We start from the raw sequence: 14699 nt of genomic DNA, 5'->3' as shown, positions 1-14699 counted from the left end.
GGCGACACGGGCCTCCAGACATCCCGCGTCATCGTTAACGACCATCGCGAGCATGCTCGCTCCTACAGGTCCGTTGCCAGCCAACTAATGGTACACACCAAAAAAATCGAATAGCCCCCCCGTCAACTGTAGGAGCGGGCTTGCCCGCGATTGACCGCGCAGCGGTCATTCGATTCGTTCATCACAAAGACGACCAACGCTACCAAGTAGACTGGTCTTCAAGACTGGCCTTATCCAGATCATCTTTCCAGACTTCCTGTGCAAGCACATAGACATGCTGTAGGAAGCCCCGGTGGATCCTCTAATTCGTACCATTCGCCTCGCGGCCAACTCGAGGCTTCATCTTCGTCGATCTCGAATAAGCTTTGAAAATCATATTCGCCGTCGCTCAGCTTGGCTGCGAGATACTGCAGCAAAACATACTTATGCCGATAAGATAGATAACTTAAATCCAAACAGTACTTCTTTATTAGCTCTGCCCTATCAGACTCATCATTAGGATCATAAGCATCCAGCTCAACGCCAAGAGTATGCTCAAGATCATAAACATTGAACACCCCGATAAACCACATTAAATTCGGCTCAAAAATCTCATTTAAAAACGGATGACACAACATTACTTTTTCTCCGATGGAAAACCAGTAAATGGTCTCGCCCTATCGACCTTATCAAATTTAATCTCAACCCAGTCCATGTTCTCAGTCAAAATTGGTTCAGCAGCATTTTTTCTGTTCGGCTTATAACCTCGCCCTGCTCCCGGCACCTCCATTCTGACAATTGGGAAGTTGTCGTGATCTACGCCAGTATGAGGACTCAACCCCAGAACCTCTCTGGACAAGGCTTTGTTCAAGGCGTTCAGATGAACCCTCCAGCTAGTAAATTGCGAGCTTCGATTTCCTCTCGCACTCCGGGGAGTTCTACCTGTATGAGGATCCGTCCCATCAATTGCCCGCTGTTTAAGCGCAGCATCAGGTATTTCTGAACTGTGCTTCTTAACAGTATGCATATCGTACCTCTCCTCATACTCCAGAACCCGCCGCTTGGCATTCGCCTCCGCCAACTCATCAATTCTCTCCCGCCGCTGCCCAGCCGACATTTTCGGCAGCACAGGCCCACCCTCATCAACCCTGGCCCCAGCAACATCATCCGGCGCCCCACACCCCGCCTTCCCTGCCCCTGGGCAGCTGCCACTCAACCCCAACGGATCAACCCACCCCGTCGGGTTCACCGCATACCGATACGAATTCAACCCGCCCGCCAGTTTCACCGGGTCCTGCATTAGATACCGGCCGAGATCGGGGTCGTAATACCGATGCCGGTTGTAGTGCAGGCCGCTTTCGGCGTCGAAGTATTGGCCCTGGAAGCGTAGCGGTTGCTCCAGGCGTTCCCCGCCGCCGTGGGCCAGCTGGGTAACTTTTCCGTAGGCGTTGTATTTGGCCGACCAGACGATTTCACCGCTGTAATCGGTCAGTTCCTGAGGCGTGCCGAGGTGGTCGAGTTGGTAGTAGAACGGGCAGGCGTTGCTCGGGCCTTTGCCGTCGAGCAGGGCCAGGGGGCGGAAGGTGCCGGGTTCGTAGAGGTAGCTGCGGTAGTGGTCGCGGCTGCTTTCGGCGACGAGGTGGTCGCCTTGCCAGAAGTATTCGGTGGTTTTGCTGTCGACGGTCTTGGCGATGCGTCGGCCGAAGGCGTCGTAGCGGTAGGACGACTGCCCACCGTCCGGGCGGGTGATGCCGATCAGGCGGTGCTGGCAGTCGTAGCGGTAGTGGGTGACGAGTTTTTGTGCGGTGCCGCGGCGCTCGCGAATGAGGTTGCCGTAGGCGTCGTAGTCGTAATGGCGGTCGCCTTGCATCAGCAGGCGATTGCCCGCGACGTTGGCCACGCCTGGGCGATCCTGCATCAGCAGGTTGCCGGCGGGGTCGTGGGCGAAATTTTCTGCTGGGTCGTCGCGGGTGTGGCGTACGCGGGTCAGGCGGTTGCGGGCGTCGTAGTAATAGCTGCGCTGGCCGTGGCGACTGTCGGCGAGGGTGGCGAGGTTGCCGTTGACCGCGTAGCCGTAGTGGCGCATGTACAGCGGTCGGTTGTGCTGGTGGATGACTTGGGCTTGCAGGCGGCCCTGTTCGTCATGGTGGTAGTGGCTGGTGAGCTGGCCCTGCTGGCGTTGCAGCTCGCGTCCGAAGGCAGACTGATGGGTGGTGAGGCGCGCGCCGTTGAGGTCGATTGCACTCAGTGCACCGCCCTTTTCCCGGTGGTAGTCGAGCACGCTGCCATCGGGCAGACGCATGCGTTTGAGCTGCCCGCAGGCGTCATAGGCATAACGCAGGGTGCCCCAGCTCTGGTGCTCGGTGATCAGCCGGTCCTGCAGGTCGTACTCGAACTCCAGCGGATGATCCTGGCCGTCATCGACACCGATCAACCGCCCCAGGCCGTCGTAGCGATATTCGACCTTGCTGCCATCGGGCAACGTCTTGCACAGCAGCCGCCCGGCCGCATCCCGCTCATAGGCGGTGACCTGCTGCGAGCCGTCCGTACCGAACTCGGTTTTTTCCAGCAGGTGGCCATTCAGGTCGTAGGCGTATGCCGTGTGCAGGCCGTCGAATCCACGTTCCTGACGGATCAATCCGCCCGGCGTGTAGTCCAGTTGATACTTCTCGCCGGCTTCGTTTTCGATTTCCGTGAGCAGCAGTTGCGCGTTGTCATAGCGATAACGCAGTTGGGTGCCGTCGTGGTTGATCCGCCGGCTGACCAGGTGCAGGTCTTCGAAGTATTCGTAGCGCGTGACGTGGCCGAGCTCATCGTCTTCGGTGACGAGCTTGCCGTAGGCGTTGTACTGGAACGAGCGCGTGGCGCCTGTCGGCAGCGTGGTCTGGATCAGCCGGCCAACCGCGTCCCACGTGTAGCGGGTGACGGCGTGGTGTGCGTCCTGCCGGCTGATCAGCCGCCCCAGCACATCGTAGGAAAACCGCCGCACACCACCGTCCGGCAAGGTTTCCTCGAGTAGTTGGCCCAGGGCGTTGCGGACAAAGGCATGTCGGCTGTTGTCCGGGTAGCCAATCGACAGCAGTTGCCCACGTTCATCGTAGAAATAACGAGTGACGTGCCCGTCGGGGTCGGTCGCGGCAGTGATGTCGCCTTGGACATTACGCTGGTAGCCCCACACCGCTTTGCCGCGATGGCGGGCGTGCAGGAAACCGTTGCGATACTCGTAGGAAGTCGGCTCGTCTTCAGGCGCCAGCAAGGCCACCAGCCGCCCGGCATCGTCGTAGCGATACTCGGTGACATGCCCCAGCGGGTCCTGCTCAGCGATCAAACGCCCTTGTTCGTCATAGGCCTTGAGGTGCTCGCCACCCTCCAGATCCACCTTGCGCACCAGCCGCGCGCGATCGTCGTGGCGGTAAACCTCTTCGCTGCCATCGAGGTTGTGGACGGTGACACTGCCCTGGTCATCCCAGAGATAACGCGCCTCCATCTGGGTAAAAGACGCCCAATGGCGGATGCATCGTGCGGCCTTGCCGGACCTTTCCCACTCCCAATAGAAACTTGCCCCGCCGGCCAGTTGCCGCTGGAGGATGACGTGCAGATCGTCGTAGTCGTAGCGCTCGCTTTCACCGGCGGCATTGGTCGCCGCGATCAGTTGGCCGCGCTCGTTGTAGCGGTAACCGACCAGCGTTTGTTCGGTGACCCAGGAGGCTTGCAGCGTGTCGGCGGCAACGAATTGCTGATAGTCGACCGCCACCAGGTGTCGGCGGTTATAACGCAACAACAAGGCACGGCCGGCCCCGTTGTCCAGGCGCTGCAACCGCCCCTGGTAGTCGTGACTCACTTGCAGGCGATTGCCGTAAGCGTCGCTGATGCGGCTCAAGCGGCCGTTGATGAAGTGATAGAAGCGCGCGTCATCGCCTGCCTGGGCGAGGATCAGTTCTTCCGGATCGTCACCCAGATAGATCGCCGCGCACGACAGGCTGTTGTGGATGATCGGGCGCGTGACCGAGGGTTGCGGAAAAGTCGTGCGGCGGTTTTCATGATCAATCCAGATGACTGACTCGCCGTCGATTTCCAGGCGGTGCGCCAGGCTGTGGCTCCAGCCAAAACCAAGGCCAATGTCGAGTTCCGCCGCGCTGGTGCGGTACAGCCGGGTGAAGTCGAACGCGAGGATGCCGTCCAGCACCCCATCGGTCAGGGTCAGCAATTCTTCGCCGGTGACCATCGACACCGGGCACTGGTTGGTGGCGGTTTTATCGGCCGTTTCGGCGCTGTCGCCGTTGGGGTTGGTGGCCTGTTTCGGCGAGTCGTCGTGACGTTCGTCGTGCTTGAGGGTGGTGTTGCGCCTGGCGTCCCAGCGCAGTTGCAACCCGCCGCCTTTCACACCGGCGGCGACACCCCTGGCAGCGACCGGCTTGTAGCGCCCGACGTAGCCCATGAAGGTGTCGAGGATCGCCGCCATCGACTTCACGAAGGCCATGGCCGCGTCGAAAATCTGCTTGCCATACCTGGCTAGGCGCACGCCCAGCCAAGCGATGCCCACTCCGACCACGCTCAAGACCAGGCCGATCAACAGGTCGATGACCAGACCGACCACCACCTTGGCGATGGCCTCGGCCGACGACGCGGCCAGTTGCGTCGGTGGCAGCATCTCCAGCCACAGGGTGGCGGCGCGCATCAGCAGGCACAGCGCGGCCTCGTCACTGGCCAGCAGCATGGCTTTTTCCATCTGCTGTGGCGCGCTCTGCGCCAGGGCGGCCAGTTCACCCGCGCTTTCACCCAGCTTTTCAGCGTAGGCGGCCGGGTCCTTGAGAATATCGGAGAGTTCTCCAATGCCATCCCACACCGCCTGGATCGCCGCCCAACTGCCGGCCAGCAGACCGTTGCCCGCTGCCGCCAGAGAGGCGGCGGCCGACTGCTGCGACCACTGTGGCTTGTAGCCTTGCCACTCGCTGCGCAGCCAGCCTTGCAACTGCGTCGCGAGGCCGTCATAGGCGCTGAACAGTTCGTCAATCTGCTGCGGCGTCACCTCGCTCTGCACATGAATGCGGTAGAACTTGCCGGGGATGCCCTGGAAGGTGCCCTTGCCGTGTTCATCCAGGGTAATCGGGGTCTTTTCACCGTCCTCCACGGCGATCACATCAACCTGGATGTTGCCCAGTGGAATGTCGTAAACCGATTCGAAGCGGCTCTCGATCTCAAGGATTCTGCTCTGGGGGCATTGCGCCACCGTGGAGAAAAACCGCTCATCGCTGCTGGTCACCGTGGTGGTGGTGTTGCCCAGCTTGATCAGCCGCTCCATGCCCATGAGCGACGGCATGTCGGTGGCCCGGCTGAGCCTGTCGCTGGTGCGAGCGAAAAAACCACGCAGTTGCTGGCGGTACACGCTCAGGGTGTCAGCGAAGCTGTCGAGCTCTTGCTCGATGCGGGCGACAGGCTCCATCAAGCCACCGCGATGCAGGCGATGGCATGAACAATCGGGTCAAACATGAGCAATCTCTCGCGTGAAAATAAGCACGCGAGACAATGCGCAGGTTCAACAAAGAAAGAAGTCAGGAAAGTAGGGAGCGGATGTAGGAAGGATCCCTAATTGCCGATTTTTCAGAAAACGCGGCAAAAGCAGAAAAGCTTCGCGAGCAAGCCCGCTCCCACAGGGGGAGATGTGAAGGAAATAGATCTATTGTGCGGTGTCGCGAGCGGCCAATTCGTTGAGTTTGATCTCGGCCAACGGGTGCCCTGCCTTGAGGGCCAGGTTCCAGAACCGTGCCGCTTCGACCGGATCAGGCGCCTTGCTCGCGCTTCCGGCCAGGCTGATCACGCCCACCTGATAGGCGGCCTTGCCATCCCCCGCCAGGGCTGCCAGGCGCAGTAACCGAATACCTTCTTCACGGGCGCCGATACCTACGCCGCGAAAGGTCAGGATGTGGCCGTAGAAGCTTTGCGCCGAGGTATTGCCCAGATTGGCCATGCGCGCGAACTGACTTTCCATCCAGCTCCAGATACGCGGCTGGCGCACGCACCAGGGCCAGTGAAAAAGCCGGCGCGCCAGCCAATAGCCGATCTGCGCCTTGAGTTTCAGTAACATTCAGGCCTCCGCCGATTCGGGGTATTCGTACTCGAACACACGCACCACTTCCGACGCATGCCAGGAGGCCGCCGCGACCCCGTCGGACGGCCCGGAGAAACGCCCCAGGCGCTCGACACACTCGAAAAAACCGGTGCGTGGCAGGCGGCTGGCGCCCTGGCTGATCACCAGCGAGCTGCGCAAAGGCTGCTCGGCCTTGGCGTCCAGTGCGGCCAGGTGTTCAAGCGCAGCCGTCAACGTTTGCATGGCCGGCGTCGGCAGTTGCAATCGCTCCAGCAACGCGCGGTAGGTCAGCAGGTGCCTCTGGCGGCGCGCCTGGTCCAGCTCGCCCAACAACCCGTCCCAATGTTGACGACTGATGCGTACGCTCACGATTCATCCCTCCACCCTGGCACCGTCAATTCCCAGGCCAGACTGCGGCGGATCGCAGCGTCGGGCAGACGCTCGCCACTTTCGATCATGGCCAGATAAGACGGGCTGATGCCTACCGTGCGGGCGAGCGCCTCGATGGCGATGCCCTTTGCTTCGCGTAAACTGCGTAGTTGATCCAGGCCCGGAAGAACCGGGTCGGGTGTTGCCGATGGACGCTGCGGGGCGTCCTGCGGCGCTGGCAGGTCCTGGCCTGCTGCTTTGAGTAAAGCCTGATACTGAGCCCACGGCAGAACCGCATACTCGGGCTCGCCTTCGCGTGTGATTATCTGAATATCCATGACTTCCCCGTAGGACAACGACACTAAGCGAGTCGGTGCTTTTCCTTGGAAGTGTAATCCTAACAGCGGCCAAGGTCGCGGGGTATGGATATAGGCACGATCCTGAGCAAAATCAGGCTTTTTTCGGCCCCTGGAGCTGAAGTTGCTCCGCGGTATCGGGCAGTCGTTCGACCACCACGAGTTTCTCCGGCACCTGGCGTTTGCGCCAGGCACGGAAAGCATTGAGTTCGTCATCGAGCACTTTCATCAGCCAGGCGAGCACGGCGATGTCATCCATCATGCCGAACAGCGGCAGGAAATCGGGGATGGCGTCCACGGGGCTGAGGAAATACATCAGGCCCGCCACCACCGACACCAGCGCCTTGGGGCTGATGGCCCGGTACTCACCGCGCCAGTAGGCCAGGCACAACGCCTGCAACAGGCGCAGGTCATCCTTGAGCTTGCCCAGGCGGTTACCCTGGCTGGCACTTTTGCTGGCCACGGCGAACAGCAGCGTTGGCAGCCGCCCACGGGCCAGCAGGCGCCCGGCCAGCGGCAGGAAGCGTGCGAAATTCCACGGTGTTTTCATCATTCCTCCCGCAGCAAGGTTATCCACACAAATTGTGGATAACCTTGTGAACAGACCCACATTTCACCGCGCAAAGCCCCGTTTCACAAGGGCCTCGCTCAGATCGGGCGTTTTTTACTCACATAAAAAAACCCAGAATTTCATTGACTTGGCAGCCCGTAGCGGCGTAGGCGACAGCCTCAATGGGTCTGACTGCGCACTGCCCCATCCGTTCGCTTTGTTTACCTTTGTCGGGCACCAGATGCAACAACGCCCCGCATGAGCGAGGCGTTGTCGGCAGCGAAGACGCGGATTACTTGGCGGCGTCGTCTTGCTTGGCTGGGTCCTTGATGGCCAGCAGTTCCAGGTCGAATACCAGCACCGAGTTGGCTGGAATCGCCGGGCTTGGGCTTTGCGCGCCGTAGGCCAGGTCACTTGGAATGTACAGCTTGTACTTCTCGCCCACGTGCATCAGTTGCAGGCCTTCGACCCAACCCGGGATCACGCCGCTGACCGGCAGGTCGATCGGGCTGCCACGCTCCACGGAGCTGTCGAACACAGTGCCGTTGGTCAGGGTGCCGGTGTAGTGCACGGTCACGACGTCAGTCGGCTTCGGCTGTGGGCCGTCGGCTTTCTTGACCACTTCGTATTGCAGGCCCGAAGCCGTGGTGGTGACACCGGCTTTCTTGGCGTTGTCTTCGAGGAATTTCTTGCCGGCAGCGGCCGACTCTTCGCTCATCTTGGCCATGCGCTCTTCAGCACGCTTTTGCAGCGCGGCGAAGGCTTCGACCAACTCTTCGTCCTTCAGCTTCTGCTCTTTCTTGCCGACGGCATCTTCGATGCCCTGGGCAACGGCTTTGGAGTCCAGGTCGTCCATGCCTTCCTGAGCCAGGCTCTTGCCCATGTTCAGGCCAATCCCGTAGGAAGCTTTTTGCGCCGGGGTTTTCAGCTCTACGCTGGTCTGCGAGTCACAACCCGCGAGTACCAGGCTAACCAGGGCCACCGCCGCCGCCAACCGATGCTGTTTCATGCTATTTCCTTGTTCATGCGCCAAAAGGGCAATCGAGTAAAGCCGCGAGCTTATCAGGCGGCCACGACCAATGGCTACCGGCATGAGAGCCGGATACGGCTGATAAGTTCAGGAGTTGTAACGCATTTAAGCAATCCGAAGATGAAGCTTCTGTCATCCAGGCCTCATCAACTTGACTGACCTGCATCACCCTTAGAGTAATGGCCACTTGCCGCAAGTTTGCAGCTCAGGCATAAGGGAGGGATAACTCGACAAGGATAGTTAACTTGCGCCTCTTTTACCGACTGCTGATTCTGATCGTGGCACTGCTGGGTATCGCCCTGGCGGTGGTCCTGTACTACGTCGCCAACCCCAGACTGCCGCAGTGGACGCCCGCGCAACAGGTGCACTACCTGGAGCAGTGGAGCGCGAGCGACCGCCAGACCTACTATTTCACCCCCCAGGGCACGCAAGTCAAAGGCCTGCGCTACGAGTGGTTCACCGCCCTCGAACTGCCCTTCTCGGAGCGACGATTCGCCGCGCCGGAGTACATGGCACGTTTCGGTTTCCTGATCGACCCCGGTCAGAAAGCCACGCCCGACAACCCCGGCAACCTGCCCGTGGGCTTCGCCCGGCATCAAAATCCCGGCAGTAAAGATGAGTTTCTGGATATTACCTGCTCGGCCTGCCACACCGGCGAGCTGCGCTTCAAGGACCAGGCCATCCGCATTGACGGCGGTACCGCGCAACATGTGTTGCCCTCCAGTGTTCCGACACTGCGCGGTGGCAGTTTCGGACAGGCCCTGGTGGCCAGTCTGGCGTCGACTTACTACAACCCGTGGAAGTTCGAACGGTTCGCCCGCAACGTGCTGGGCCAGGGCTACGACGCGCAACACCAACAACTGCGCAAGGACTTCAAGCAGTCCCTCGATACCTTCCTCAAGGTGGCCTGGAACGATACCCATCGGGGCCTCTACCCAACGCAGGAAGGCCCTGGCCGTACCGATGCGTTCGGGCGCATTGCCAACGCCAGTTTCGGCGACGCGATTTCCCCGGCCAACTACCGGGTGGCCAACGCACCGGTGGACTACCCGCAACTGTGGGACATGTGGACCTTCGATTGGGTGCAGTGGAATGGCTCGGCGCAGCAACCCATGGCGCGCAACATCGGCGAAGCCCTGGGTGTGGGGGCCACGCTGAATTTCTTCGACGACAACCGCCAGCCGCTCATGGGCGACGACCGCTACCCGTCCAGCGTGCGGGTGCGCGACCTGCATCTGATTGAAGAAACCCTGCAACGACTCAAGCCGCCGGCCTGGCCGGAGGAGCTGCTGGGCACCATCGACAAGCCATTGGCTGCCAAGGGCCGCGCGCTGTTTACCGAGAACTGCGCCGGATGCCACGTGCCGAAAGTGACCCAGGAAGGCGAGCGCTGGGTCCAGCATCTGCACATGCTGCCGGTCGAGGTCATTGGCACCGACCCTACCGCCGCGAACAACATCGCCAACCACCGTTTCGACCTGACCGCCCTGCAATGGGACCCGGCGGAGCTCAAGAAGCTGGACGTGAAACTGGACCCCGAGCCCAAGGAGCCGCTGGACTTGAGCCAACTGTCGGTGGCCAAGGGCCTGGCCTACGTCACCGCCTTCGTCGAGAACCGTGCCTATCGCGACGCCAACATCACCCCGGCCGAGAAGCCGCAGTTCGACGGTTTCGGCCTGCCCATCGGCGTGCGCGAAATGGTCGCCTACAAGGCCCGGCCGCTGGCGGGCGTGTGGGCCACACCGCCGTTTTTGCACAATGGTTCGGTGCCGAGCATCTATCAATTGCTCTCGCCCCAGGATGAACGCGCCACCACCTTCTACCGGGGCACCTTCGAGTACGACCCACGGCACCTGGGCTATCGCACGGAAGCCTTCGAAAATGGCTTCGTGTTCGATACGCGCATTACCGGCAACCGCAACAGCGGCCATGAATTCCGCGCCGGCGAACGCGGCAATGGCGTGATTGGCCGGTTGCTGCAACCCGAGGAGCGCTGGGCGCTGCTGGAATACCTGAAAGTGCTGGGCGGCCCGCTGGAGACACAACTGCCATGATCATGTCCACGTTCAAAAAGGAATTGCCGCTGCTGGCCCGACTCTGGCTGTGGCTGGGGCGGCTGCTCGGCAAGATTGTGCTGACGGTGCTGGTGCTCGGCCTGATCGGCTGGGCCTTGAGCAGCGCCTGGTTCGCCTGGCAACACCGAGGCCCGGTGCCTTCGCAAGAGCAGATCCCCGCCGGGGAAGCCGCGATGACCCAGGATGTAATCCAGACCGCTGTGCGTATCGTCGATCAACACCGCGAAAGCACCCGCTACCTGCGTGATGCCCACGCCAAGGCCCATGGCTGCGTGAAGGCCGAAGTGCAGGTGTTGCCGGAGCTGGCGCAGGAACTGCGGCGCGGCGTGTTCAGCGAACCGGGCAAACGGTGGCAAGCGACCCTGCGCCTGTCCAACGGCAACGCCTATCCGCAGTTCGACAGCATCCGCGATGCCCGGGGCATGGCGATCAAACTGCTGGACGTGCCGGGCAAGCAATTGCTCGCCAACCGCCAGGACCTGCACGAGCAGGACTTCGTGATGTTCAGCCACCCGAACTTCTTTGTCAGCGATGTCGCCGAATACCGTCAGAATGTGGCGGCGCAGGCGGACGGCAAGAAGGTCATGGCGTTCTTCCCTGGCTGGGACCCACGCACCTGGCAGATCCGCCACCTGTTCATCGCCCTGGCGACCCTCTCGCCACCGCCGGACAGCCCGACGCAGACCACCTATTTCTCCGTGTCGCCGTACAAGTTCGGCGAGGCCAATGCCAAGTTCAGGGTCGCGCCGGATCCGGATAACTGCCCGGCCTACGCCTTGCCCAAGCAGAATCACGACCTGCCGAACTTCCTGCGCAGCGCCTTGAACCAGCAACTGTCCACCGACCGCGTGCCGGCGTGTTTCGTCCTGCAGATCCAGCGTCAGGATGCGAACAAATACATGCCGATCGAAGACACCAGCATCGAGTGGCGCGAGGCGGATTCGCCCTACCAGACCGTGGCCCGCATCACCCTGCCCGCCCAGGATTTCGACACCCCGGCGCAGAACCTGCAATGCGACAACCTGTCGTTCAACCCGTGGTTCGGCCTGGAGGCACACCGCCCGATTGGCGGGATCAACCGGCTGCGCAAGGCGGTGTATGAGTCAGTCAGCGATTACCGCCACAGCCAGAACGCCAGACAGTAAAGCCCCACACAACCCCCTGTAGGAGCGAGCTTGCTCGCGATGCGGTGTGTCAGGTTTAGAGAAGGCACCTGACAGTCCGCCATCGCGAGCAGGCTCGCTCCCACAGAAGAGCCCATAGGTTGTTGTCACAGGTGGGAGTTACCACACCGCAATATGCGAATCCGCCCGCGGTTCGGTGCCCCCGCACAGCACGCCGCTGACCGGGTCGCGCAGGATGATCTGGCCACGCCCGTAATCGGTCAGGTCGCTGGCGATCTCTACCTGATGCCCGCGTCGGGCCAGGGCATTGGCCAGGTCTCGGGAAGCGCCCTGCTCGATGCCGACTTTCATTTCCCCCAGCCATTGCCAGCGCGGCGCATCCAGGGCTGCTTGCGGGTTGAGGCCGAAATCCACCAGGTTCATGACCATCTGCACATGCCCCTGGGGCTGCATGTAGCCGCCCATCACGCCGAACGGGCCGAGGGCCTCGCCGTCCTTGCTGAGGAAACCGGGGATGATGGTGTGGAAGGTCTTCTTGCCCGGTGCCAGGCAGTTCGAATGGCCCGGATCGAGGCTGAATTCCTGGCCGCGGTTCTGCAGGGCGATGCCGCTGTCGGGCAGGACCACGCCGGAGCCAAAGCCGTGGTAGTTGCTCTGGATGAACGAGATCATGTTGCCCTCGGCGTCGGCGCAGGCCAGGTACACCGTGCCGCTGGCATGGGGGTCGCCCGGCTTGGGCGGCTGCGCCTGCTCGCCGATCTGCGCGCGGCGACGGGCGCTGTAGTCATCGCTGAGCAGGTCGGCCACGGCCACGCGCATGTGCTCCGGGTCGGTGATGTAGTGCAGGCCGTCGCTGTAGGCCAGCTTCATCGCTTCCAACTGACGGTGCCAGGTCTGCTGGCTGTCGCGATGGTCGAAGTCGAAGCCTTCGAGGATCTTCAGCGTCATCAACGCCACCAGGCCCTGGCCGCTGGGCGGGATTTCCCAGACATCGACGCCGCGGTAGTTGATGTGGATCGGCTCGACCCACTGCGCCCGGTAGTCGGCCAGATCGGTGGCCCGCAGGTAACCGCCGGTGGCTTTGGAATGGGCATCCAGGCGCTGGGCCAGGGCGCCACGGTACAGGCTTTCACATTGCGTGGCGGCCAGCTCTTCCAGGGTCCGGGCCTGGGCCGGGTTGCGGAACAGCTCACCGGCCCGCGGCGCGCGGCCTTCGATCAGGAAAGTCTCGAACCACGGCTCGAGCAACGCATCGCGGTGGGGGCTGAACTCGTCCAGGGCGATCTGCCATTGATGGGCGACCACCGGCGACAGCGGAAAGCCGTCGCGCGCCAGGCTGATGGCCGGTTGCAGCAGGTCGGCGAACGGCAACTTGCCGAACCGCCGGGACAGCTCGGCCCAGGCCGACGGGCAACCGGGCACGGTGACCGGGGTCCAGCCGTACAACGGCATCTGTTCATGGCCAGCGGCCTTCACCGCCTCGATGCTCAGCGCCGCCGGCGCATGGCCGTTGGCGTTCAGGCCATGCAACTGGCCCTTGATCCAGACCAGCGCAAAGGCGTCACCGCCCAGGCCACACCCGGTGGGTTCGACCACAATCAGGGCCGCCGCCGTAGCGATCGCCGCATTGATGGCGTTGCCGCCCTGGCGCATGATTTCGATCCCCGCCTCCGCCGCCAGCGGCTGCGAGGCGGCCACCATGCCTCGCCGGGCGAACACGCTCTGGCGCTGCGAGGCATAGGGATACTCGTGTGCAGAGAAATTCAACATGGCAAACACTCGTCAATTCATTGGCCGGACTTGATCCGGTTCCACTCGCGGGTGATCAGCCGCTGGATCGCGTCCGGCAGGTCGGCGGACACGAAGGTGTGGGCGATCACGTCATCACCGGGGTAGATGCCCGGATCGCTGCTGACTTTCGGGTCCATCAGCGCGGTGGCGTCTTTGTTCGGGTTGGCGTAGCCCACGTAGTCGCTGACCGGGGCGATCACTTCGGGGCGCAGCAGGTAGTCGATCAGCTTGTGGGCACCGACGGTGTTGCCGGCATCCTTGGGAATGGCCAGCATGTCGAACCACAGGTTGACCCCTTCCTTGGGCAGCAGGTAGCGGATGTCCACGGTTTTCCCGGCTTCCTTGGCCCGGCTCTGGGCCTGCATCACGTCGCCGGAATAGCCGATGGCCACGCAGATATCACCGTTGGCGAGATCGGCGGTGTATTTCGACGAGTTGAAGTAGGTCACCGACGGTTTGAGTTTCATCAGCAGCGCCGAGGCCTTCTTGTAGTCGTCGGGCTTGGTGCTGTTGGGGTCCAGGCCCAGGTACAACAAGGCCTGGGGAATGATCTTCACCGGGGCATCAAGGAAGGCCACGCCGCAACTCTTGAGCTTGGCCAGGTTGGCCGGGTCGAAGACCATCCACCAGGAATTCGAGCACCACGGTCCTCGCCCAGTGCGGCGCGGACCTTTTCCTCGCTGGAAGCCGATGGCCACGGTGCCCCGACATGAAGGCACGGCGTACTTGTTGCCAGGATCGGCGGCTTCCAGGCGCTGCATCAGGCGCGGGTCGAGGTGTTTCCAGTTGCCCAGCAGGTTGCGCTGCAACGGCTGGTAGGCGCCGGCGCGGATCTGCTTGGAGAGAAACTGGCTCGACGGCACCACCAGGTCATACCCCGAATGCCCGGACAACATCTTGGCCTCGAGCATTTCGTTGGTGTCGAAGATGTCGTACTGGACCTTGATGCCGCTGTCCTGCTCGAAGTTCTTCAAGGTGTCGGGGGCAATGTAGTCGGACCAGTTGTAGAACTTCAGCTCCTGTTCGGCGGCCTGCACCTGGGGCAACACGGCGGCCATGCACAGGGCCGCAGCAAGACTGGATATACGCATCGTCAACTCCCTTGGAAGATTCACAGGGCTCAGGGCCCGTTTCTTGGTTTATTTGGCTGTTTGCAGAAAGCTGATCAATTCCGGAACGGTGCCTTCGATGTGCTCGCGCACCACCGCCTCGGCCTGCTGCGCGTCGCCTGCGCGAATCGCCTCGAGAATCACCGCGTGTTCCTGGCGCGCACTCAGGGGTTTGTCGACGTGTTGCAGCCACAGGCGCATGGGCGCCTCGATCAGCGCATACAGGGC

The 14699-nt window shown here is 61.9% G+C and carries 12 protein-coding genes; 2 read left to right on the top strand and 10 right to left on the bottom strand.

The window, feature by feature from the left end; translation table 11 throughout:
• Window positions 1-239 precede the first annotated feature (239 nt).
• The 7 genes from ABVN20_RS26335 to ABVN20_RS26305 form a co-directional block, all read right to left on the bottom strand.
• Window positions 240-617: a hypothetical protein gene (locus tag ABVN20_RS26335; protein WP_368558734.1), complete on the bottom strand. Its 378-nt coding sequence runs from the start codon at window positions 615-617 to the stop codon at window positions 240-242.
• The gene (locus ABVN20_RS26330; protein WP_368558733.1) at window positions 617-5422 is read right to left on the bottom strand and encodes an RHS repeat-associated core domain-containing protein; all 4806 of its coding nucleotides are present in this window, start codon (window positions 5420-5422) and stop codon (window positions 617-619) included. Before ABVN20_RS26330 ends, ABVN20_RS26335 begins: the two co-directional genes overlap by 1 nt.
• 234 nt (window positions 5423-5656) lie before the next feature.
• The gene (locus ABVN20_RS26325; protein WP_368558732.1) at window positions 5657-6064 is read right to left on the bottom strand and encodes a sel1 repeat family protein; all 408 of its coding nucleotides are present in this window, start codon (window positions 6062-6064) and stop codon (window positions 5657-5659) included.
• Window positions 6065-6436 carry a hypothetical protein gene (locus ABVN20_RS26320; protein ID WP_003223109.1) on the bottom strand — a complete coding sequence of 124 codons (372 nt, stop codon included), beginning with the start codon at window positions 6434-6436 and terminating at the stop codon, window positions 6065-6067.
• Complete coding sequence (locus ABVN20_RS26315) at window positions 6433-6774, bottom strand: multiprotein-bridging factor 1 family protein (RefSeq protein ID WP_368558731.1); 342 nt, start codon at window positions 6772-6774, stop codon at window positions 6433-6435. Before ABVN20_RS26315 ends, ABVN20_RS26320 begins: the two co-directional genes overlap by 4 nt.
• A gap of 112 nt (window positions 6775-6886) precedes the next feature.
• Entirely contained in the window at window positions 6887-7342 is a 456-nt protein-coding gene (locus tag ABVN20_RS26310; protein ID WP_368558730.1) for a YkvA family protein, read from the bottom strand.
• Between the two features lie 292 nt (window positions 7343-7634).
• Window positions 7635-8351, bottom strand: coding sequence for an FKBP-type peptidyl-prolyl cis-trans isomerase (locus ABVN20_RS26305; protein WP_368558729.1), 717 nt, complete (start codon window positions 8349-8351; stop codon window positions 7635-7637).
• A 266-nt stretch (window positions 8352-8617) separates the two neighbouring features.
• On the opposite strand from ABVN20_RS26305, the gene ABVN20_RS26300 reads away from it, so the two are divergent.
• Both ABVN20_RS26300 and ABVN20_RS26295 read left to right on the top strand, forming a co-directional pair.
• Window positions 8618-10426 carry a di-heme-cytochrome C peroxidase gene (locus tag ABVN20_RS26300; RefSeq protein WP_368558728.1) on the top strand — a complete coding sequence of 603 codons (1809 nt, stop codon included), beginning with the start codon at window positions 8618-8620 and terminating at the stop codon, window positions 10424-10426.
• Window positions 10423-11592, top strand: coding sequence for a catalase family protein (locus ABVN20_RS26295; RefSeq protein WP_368558727.1), 1170 nt, complete (start codon window positions 10423-10425; stop codon window positions 11590-11592). Before ABVN20_RS26300 ends, ABVN20_RS26295 begins: the two co-directional genes overlap by 4 nt.
• A 138-nt stretch (window positions 11593-11730) precedes the next feature.
• On the opposite strand, the gene ABVN20_RS26290 is transcribed toward ABVN20_RS26295, so the two are convergent.
• The 3 genes from ABVN20_RS26290 to ABVN20_RS26280 form a co-directional block, all read right to left on the bottom strand.
• The gene (locus ABVN20_RS26290; RefSeq protein ID WP_368558726.1) at window positions 11731-13341 is read right to left on the bottom strand and encodes a gamma-glutamyltransferase family protein; all 1611 of its coding nucleotides are present in this window, start codon (window positions 13339-13341) and stop codon (window positions 11731-11733) included.
• Window positions 13342-13358: 17 nt separating this feature from the next.
• Entirely contained in the window at window positions 13359-14453 is a 1095-nt protein-coding gene (locus tag ABVN20_RS26285) for a polyamine ABC transporter substrate-binding protein (protein WP_368558725.1), read from the bottom strand.
• 48 nt (window positions 14454-14501) lie between these two features.
• Window positions 14502-14699: FCD domain-containing protein (locus tag ABVN20_RS26280; protein ID WP_368558724.1), on the bottom strand; the 198-nt coding region annotated here is incomplete at its 5' end.

This window comes from Pseudomonas sp. MYb118 (assembly GCF_040947875.1).
Taxonomy (GTDB): domain Bacteria; phylum Pseudomonadota; class Gammaproteobacteria; order Pseudomonadales; family Pseudomonadaceae; genus Aquipseudomonas.
Note: the sequence above shows the minus strand (reverse complement) of the source record. Positions and strands in the feature narration are given on the sequence as shown.

What these genes read in the sequence shown, in the direction of transcription:
- ABVN20_RS26335 (WP_368558734.1), bottom strand. Translation starts at nt 617, where the DNA reads ATGTTGTGTCATCCGTTTTTAAATGAGATTTTTGAGCCGAATTTAATG.
- ABVN20_RS26330 (WP_368558733.1), bottom strand. Translation starts at nt 5,422, where the DNA reads ATGGAGCCTGTCGCCCGCATCGAGCAAGAGCTCGACAGCTTCGCTGAC.
- ABVN20_RS26325 (WP_368558732.1), bottom strand. Translation starts at nt 6,064, where the DNA reads ATGTTACTGAAACTCAAGGCGCAGATCGGCTATTGGCTGGCGCGCCGG.
- ABVN20_RS26315 (WP_368558731.1), bottom strand. Translation starts at nt 6,774, where the DNA reads ATGGATATTCAGATAATCACACGCGAAGGCGAGCCCGAGTATGCGGTT.
- ABVN20_RS26310 (WP_368558730.1), bottom strand. Translation starts at nt 7,342, where the DNA reads ATGAAAACACCGTGGAATTTCGCACGCTTCCTGCCGCTGGCCGGGCGC.
- ABVN20_RS26305 (WP_368558729.1), bottom strand. Translation starts at nt 8,351, where the DNA reads ATGAAACAGCATCGGTTGGCGGCGGCGGTGGCCCTGGTTAGCCTGGTA.
- ABVN20_RS26295 (WP_368558727.1), top strand. Translation starts at nt 10,423, where the DNA reads ATGATCATGTCCACGTTCAAAAAGGAATTGCCGCTGCTGGCCCGACTC.
- ABVN20_RS26290 (WP_368558726.1), bottom strand. Translation starts at nt 13,341, where the DNA reads ATGTTGAATTTCTCTGCACACGAGTATCCCTATGCCTCGCAGCGCCAG.
- ABVN20_RS26285 (WP_368558725.1), bottom strand. Translation starts at nt 14,453, where the DNA reads ATGCGTATATCCAGTCTTGCTGCGGCCCTGTGCATGGCCGCCGTGTTG.